The 5,919-nt window shown below is 34.9% G+C and carries 4 protein-coding genes; all 4 read right to left on the bottom strand.

Features of this window, described 5'->3' with window-relative positions:
* Nucleotides 1–39: 39 nt before the first annotated feature.
* Nucleotides 40–264, bottom strand: a complete 225-nt coding sequence (locus ACTNB3_RS17510; RefSeq protein ID WP_441027230.1) for an AAA family ATPase — start codon at nt 262–264, stop codon at nt 40–42.
* Between the two features lie 100 nt (nt 265–364).
* Nucleotides 365–2,335 carry a hypothetical protein gene (locus ACTNB3_RS17515; protein ID WP_441027232.1) on the bottom strand — a complete coding sequence of 657 codons (1,971 nt, stop codon included), beginning with the start codon at nt 2,333–2,335 and terminating at the stop codon, nt 365–367.
* Nucleotides 2,336–2,374: 39 nt separating this feature from the next.
* On the bottom strand, nt 2,375–5,509 hold the full coding sequence (locus ACTNB3_RS17520) for a DUF3427 domain-containing protein (RefSeq protein WP_441027234.1): 3,135 nt from the start codon (nt 5,507–5,509) through the stop codon (nt 2,375–2,377).
* A 26-nt stretch (nt 5,510–5,535) separates the two neighbouring features.
* Nucleotides 5,536–5,754 carry a DUF559 domain-containing protein gene (locus ACTNB3_RS17525; protein WP_441027236.1) on the bottom strand — a complete coding sequence of 73 codons (219 nt, stop codon included), beginning with the start codon at nt 5,752–5,754 and terminating at the stop codon, nt 5,536–5,538.
* Nucleotides 5,755–5,919: the final 165 nt, after the last annotated feature.

The raw sequence follows: 5,919 nt of genomic DNA on the forward strand, positions 1-5,919 counted from the left end.
TGAATATATTATCCTAGAGATTTCTGTATCAATCAAAGCCTAACGGCTGTTCAGCTTCGCATTTCGGCCGTTTTGCTCCGCAAAACCGGCCGTTGGGACGCGCCATATGCAGCTGCCATTAAAGAATTCATTTATTGCTAATAATACTGCAGACTTTCCAGCATCATTTTTTCCTACAATCGCATTGAGCTCAGCAAATTCTAACCACCCAGAGTCTTTAATTCCCTTATAATTGCATATTCTGATTCTTGATATCTTTAGCAATGAGACACACCTCTTAATCTTTCAGAGACTATTAACTAATGTTTTATTTCTTTATTATTGCCTTCGCAATGGTAATAACCAATACATCCAACATATCCGTCTAGTCTTCATAGCTTTCTTGTAATGGTTGGCATTGAGGATCTTTATTTAAATACAGAATTAAGTCTTTCAAAAGAATCAAATCACATATTACTTCTGATGTATTGGCATTTCTTAATCTATGTGTAACACCATGGTATTGACGCAAGGACTCATTTCCATTTATTAACATAGATTCTATTGCATAATTATCTCTAAATCTATCTCCAGCTTCCCAAGCCACAACAAGATTTATGTCACTTGTACTTTTTATTCCCGAATCAATATCCTCAACTAATCCATCAATCGAATATTTGTATTCCAATACTTTTGGATCTGTAATAAAAGGTTCACCATCCGGAATTAATACATCCAAAACGTCTTCAGATACGCCTAAAGGATTTTTATCTTCATCAAACAATTGTAGTTCTTTCGGTTCCGATACAACTATTCTAAACAGACTATCATATGTACTTCTTTCATTTGTAGACATGATCTTTACATCTCGAATAACACCACCAGCAAGCAACTGATTAAATAATGCTATTACATCCTGTTCCCTCGTTGGAATAGAAGTAATTGATATATTTTGAACTGGATTAAAAAAGTTTGGATTATCAATACTTAATGGGAACTCTCTTTCATGATTTGTCATTTGACGTTTCCATTCCGCTAAGTCATTTTCCCTTCTAAGATCTGGTGATGCACCTGAGTTCGCTTTGAAATACTGCCGCATTTTCATTAATGGTCCATCCATCATTTTTCGAGCGGTCTCTTTACCTAAATCTGTAATTTCTTTTTTAAATCCTTTTCTACCTAGATCTGCTGAACAATTAGAAAAATGAATTAATATATTCGCTTGCTTTTGACGACCTATATTTTTTGTCAATGGTATCTGAATCAATTCTCCTTGTGGCATATTATTTGCAGCAAGCTGAATTCCTCCATGTAACAAATGGCTGCCTTTTCTAATGCCTGTTTTTCTATCGATTTTATCCCATACCTGCAGAGAATATACATAAGAGAAAATTGTTTTCACTTCATATTTTCTCAACAATTTTTCTTCTTCTTCCGAAGTCTTAATTTCTTTAATCAGCTTCTCTGTATCCCAAGATCCGTATATTGCTTCAAGGTTTGTATATCTTGATGGCATTCTATATTGTGGACCATACTGTTCATATCTCAAATCCATTTCAGCTTTTATTTCATCTACATTTTTAGCTTTTTCAGTAATAAATTCACTTACTGTTAAATATTTGGGATTATCGATTACCGCTTCTGTCTGATTTCCATTCTTATCAATTACTCTCAGTGTTACACGAACATTCCCTGCAGAATCAACTTGTCCCAAACCGGTCTGTACTCTTAAAATATTAAGCCAACTATTTGCATTATCAGCTTGAATCCAAGATAAATCTTTAGGATATGATTCCGAATCACACATAATACTCATTTGAGTTCCACGATCAATGAGCTCAAATATTTCTTGATCCTGTAATTCTCCAGACTCTGGTTTGACTTTAGGATTTCCTGCTGGCATCGGATCATTTAACCATTTTTTGGCATTTTCCATCACTCCAACAGCTTTAAAATCCGGTGATTTCGTAGCTATTTGAATATAATTAAAACCATATGCTAAGTATGTAGTACCAACACCTTTATGGCCTCTGCTTGTACCTCCAACTTTAAAAGAAAAATTCGGTGCTAAAAATTTAATGTACTGAGCCTCTGTAAAACCAATACCATTATCAGTAACTGTAATCATATTTTTTGCCAAATTAATGGTAATAAATACTTGTGGTTCATAATTATCTTTCAATTCTCTTCTCTTATCAACAGCATCTAATGCATTTTGTATTAACTCGCAAAATGGATCATACCAACCAACATATGAATTTAAAATATTAGTTATCTCTCTTTTGAGAGATGTAATCACAACTTCTTCATTACCATCATATTTTGCTTTTAATGGGTCAAATTCATTACTATACATTTGTTACTCCTTTTCCTTTGTATTTCTTCATATTCGCTTTTATCCAATTCCCAGCTTATCTGTCACATCTAAAAACTTCGCTGGAATCTTATTCTCCAACTTCCAGACAATACTCATCGGTTTATCTCCTTGATGACTGATATATTTCGCCTTACCTAAGAACATAAATGGTACAGATCCGTAATTATCATCTTTCTGTTCTCGCACAAAAAGTAAGATATTTTCTTTTTGCTCGGCATGGTGAATATATCTCTGTCCAACAGATGTATTGGCTGCTGTTGCATTTTGTGATTGCCAATGGAAAAGTTCTTCGTTAATTGAATAATCATGGTATGCCGTTGACGGCGAATAATAATTATTGCCTTTATTCAATGTAACAAAAAGACATGTTGTCTTCTTATCCTTTACTCTTGTTACTCCCTCTGAAGAAGTTTTCCAATAGTCTAATAGGGCCAATGCTTGCGCTCTTGTATATGTAGCATACACATTCAGTGCATTCTCATACGGCAATCCTGAATTCTTCTCAATAAAATCTATATGTTCAAAACTATAGCGAAGAACATCCATTATCTCCGGAACATATTCAATATTATTATTAAAATAAGCACTAAGCGCAGTTAATACATCTTCATCATTTTTAGGTGCATAATTATCAATAAATGTCGCATATGCCAATTTCAAGAATGACCATTCCTTTTGCGTTATATCTGCACTACTTAATTTTCCGATTGTTTCAATATGGTTAATTAAGTAGTGAAGGCAGCTTGCCGAATCCACAGAAGATAATCTAAACAATTTTTTCCACATTTCTGGATCGGCGTTATCAGACATATTTTTAACTATTCCTGTAACAGTGATTTTATGTGTATATATCATCTTCGGTGTCATTGAATAATGATCCAGGAATCTACTAAGAGATACTTTTGTTCCTGTATCTGCTTCAAATGTTGTTAACTTGGAGATTACTCCTGCTTTCCCATTTAATGAACTTCTAATATTAGAAAGAATTCGTTCTTTTGCTTTCTTTTCTAACTTGATATAGCACCCTCTTGGAAGATGTGGGAATTCAGCTTCCACTTCCTTCTTCATTCCCTGATTACTCTTTTGCAAAAGGCAAGCATATTTATTTTCAAAGCTATATCGTTTATTTGCTTGACCTATGAAATCCAAGACTGTCAAACAATCTTTTCCCTCAGCAAGACGTAATCCACGGCCTAACTGTTGTAGAAATATCGTTAAGCTTTCAGTTGGTCTTAAGAATAGCACTGTATTGATTTGTTTAATATCAACACCCTCATTATATAAATCAACAACACAAATAAACTTCAGATCTCCGTCTTGAAGCTTTTGTTTTGCCAACATTCTTTCTTTATCTGTAGAAGATCCGGTCAAATATGCCGCCGCAATATCCGCTTCATTAAGCTTCTCGGCCATGTATTTCGCATGCTCTACAGAAACGCAGAATACCAGACCTTTCACGGTATCAACATCTGCAACATATTTGTATATTGACTGAATTATCAGTTTTGCACGCTTATCTGCTATAGCTCTGCTTAACACATAAACATTTTCAAGCTCACTTTTATCATAACCTCCACGTGCCCATCTCAACGTACTTAGATCTACAGAATCAGCCACTCCAAAATACTGGAACGGACATAACAACTTACGATTTATAGCCTCAGGAAGTCTAATCTCGGCCGCAAGCTTATTATTGAAATATGGAAGAATACTATCTCCATCCATTCTTTCTGGCGTTGCAGTCAAACCCAGGAAATACTCTGGTTCGAAATGATCAAATAGCGTTCTATAAGATTTAGCCGCCAAATGATGGCATTCATCCAACACAATATAGTCGTAATAATGACTATCTAATTCTGTAAATTTACGACTATTAAGTATATCAACAGACGCAAACAGAAAATCTACTTGATCAGGTTCCTGGCCAGAGTAAAACACATCACCAAATTCAGAATCTTTCAATACTTCTCTATAACAATCTAAACTCTGTTCCAAGATTTCTCGCCTATGAGCAACAAACAAAAGCTTTAATCTTTTCTTTTTTATTTCACACTGTTTTCTATAATCAAAAGCAGAAATCAGTGTCTTACCAGTTCCAGTTGCTGCACAAATCAAATTTCTATACGAATTTCGTATATTTCTTTCAGCCTCTAGTTTATCGAGTATTGCCTGCTGGTATGGATATGGATAAATATCGAAATAAAAACTACGCTTTACCCCAACTCCTCTATCACGCTTTCCTGATCTACTTAATGCTTCCTTTAAAGCCTCTCTTTTTTCTTCTGAGTAATCTTCAAATTCTCTCGAATTCCAATATCCAGAGTAACTAGCTTCAATTTTACTAAATACATCTGGCAAATCACTCTTTGTAACCTTAACATTCCATTCACACCCACTGGTCATAGCTGGTGCTGTTAAGTTGGATGATCCTACATATGCAGTTGAATATCCTGATTCACGATGAAAAATATAGACTTTGGCATGTAATCGGGTTCTATCACCATCAAACGAAACCTTTATTTCTGTATTTGGAAGCTTAGATAACTCTTCTATTGCTCGTAATTCTGTCGCTCCCATATATGAAGTAGTAATTACTCTTAATTTTTTCCCACTTTCAACAAACTTTCTCAGTTCATCTAGGATCAAAACTACTCCACTCCATCTAATAAAAGAAACCATCATATCAATTCGATCGCATGACGCAATTTCTTTATTGATCTCACTACTCATATTCGGTTCTCGTCCAGCCCCCGTAAATAATGAAGTATCAGCCACAGATGTTGCTGGTCGAATCAAATCACTGGCTTTTCTCTTTGTAACCTTTGTAATTGGATTATCCAGCAAAAGTGCTTTCAGCTGTTCGCCTTGATCAGCCACTTTTTCATCCATAAGGTCAGCAGCGTCATCTGCAACCACTTCAATTAGTTTATTTACCAATTTTATTTGCTCAGACAAATCACCTTTTGTCTCTTGTAGCATTTGCAATCTTTGCTTAATTATCTTCGACGCATACTCTGCCAAGATTGCTGGAGCCTCTTCTGGATCTATCTTCTCTGTATACTTAAGCTCCTCATCAACAAAACTTAGTTCATTTTTTAATTGTTCGGAGATTAATTCTTCATATATTCCATCTGGTTTATTATAGATAGACATAAACTCACCTCAATCGCCCCTTTAACCTATAAATCCAAATTGATATTTTCAAGCTTCATATCAAAAATAGCCTGTTCTATCGTCCTTACACATTCATCTGTATTTTTTCTAATATCGCTTTCCCAAAAACGCAATACACTCCATCCATCGGCATATAGTTTCTTAGTTATTTCCTCATCGTGCTGAATATTTTTAAGGATTTTATTCTTCCAGTATTCGGAATATCCCTCTAACTCTTGCTCCAAAGATACCATTCCTCTAATCGCCCAATTATGACCATGCCAAAAATCCCCATCACAAAACCTAGATTATTCACGGCGATGCCGTGAAAGTGGCTGAAAGCCACATAGTTACAGCATTTTAACTGAATATTGCATTTCACTTATTAAGTGAATGAAAAAAGAGCATCC

The sequence above is a fragment of the Bariatricus sp. HCP28S3_D3 genome (assembly GCF_052065755.1).
Lineage (GTDB): Bacteria > Bacillota > Clostridia > Lachnospirales > Lachnospiraceae > Allocoprococcus.